The sequence below is a fragment of the Blautia sp. AF19-13LB genome, from assembly GCF_003479105.1.
GTDB classification, from domain to species: domain Bacteria; phylum Bacillota; class Clostridia; order Lachnospirales; family Lachnospiraceae; genus Fusicatenibacter; species Fusicatenibacter saccharivorans.
The window spans coordinates 1-888 of record NZ_QUGO01000065.1; the positions used below are offsets into that span (position 1 = coordinate 1).

Annotated in this window: 2 protein-coding genes; both read left to right on the forward strand. The window is 49.7% G+C overall.

Translation table 11 applies throughout. From position 1 onward, the window contains the following. Positions 1-169 precede the first annotated feature (169 nt). The gene (locus DWX32_RS20515; protein WP_270492764.1) at positions 170-298 is read left to right on the forward strand and encodes a hypothetical protein; all 129 of its coding nucleotides are present in this window, start codon (positions 170-172) and stop codon (positions 296-298) included. Beyond that, on the forward strand, positions 289-888 hold a 600-nt coding region (locus DWX32_RS20380), incomplete at its 3' end, for an IS66 family transposase (RefSeq protein WP_243037652.1). The genes DWX32_RS20515 and DWX32_RS20380, both read left to right, overlap by 10 nt.

The following is an 888-nucleotide window of genomic DNA, read 5'->3' on the forward strand; positions in this document are numbered from 1 at the left end:
CAGCCAAAAGCCCTCAAAGCAGAATAAAAAGCTCGTGGATCCTGGCAGAAATCCTGCATAGAAAAACCCGGAAATTCCTTGTAAATCCGGCATTTTTCAGGCGTTGTTTTCCTTTAGTAAAAACCCCATTTCTGGTATAATAAAGGAATCAAATCCGAGGAGAGAAACGATGGTTTCCTGTGCAAAAGATATCCAGCTTCGAGAGCTGAAAGATACCGTATCACAACTGAAAACAATGATAGCGGAGCAGACGGAACTGATCAGATCTGTCCGGTATGTGGTACGCAGATGGTCCTGATCGGCGAGGAATATGTCCGCCGGGAACTGGAATTTATTCCTGCCACCTGTAAAGTGATCGAATACTACAGCCAGAGCTATGGATGCCCCTCCTGCAAGGAAGGACTCGGCGATACAGAAAAGCCTGTGATTGTAAAGTCTCAGGTTCCGCCGGCCCTGCTTGGAAAAGGACCTGCATCAGCATCTGCCGCTGTATGGACTATGTACCAGAAGTATGCCAACGGGCTTCCACTTTACCGGCAGGAAAAGGACTGGAAGCAGTATGGGGCGCAGATCAGCCGGACCACCCTTGCCAACTGGATCATCTACTGTTCAAAGAACTATTTTCAGCCAATGTACGATTACTTTCATCGGGAGCTGCTGAAACGTAGTTTTGCGATGGCAGATGAGACGCGGGTCCAGGTATTGAAAGAGGAAGGACGCAGGGCACAGACCCAGTCATTCATGTGGCTGTTCCGAAGCGGTGAGGGCGGACTTGCGGAGATCATCCTGTATGGCTATTCCCCGACCAGGAGCGGCAGCCATGCAAAGGAGTTTCTGGAAGGCTACAGCGGATATCTGGAAACGGACGGCTATCAGGGTTATAACAGT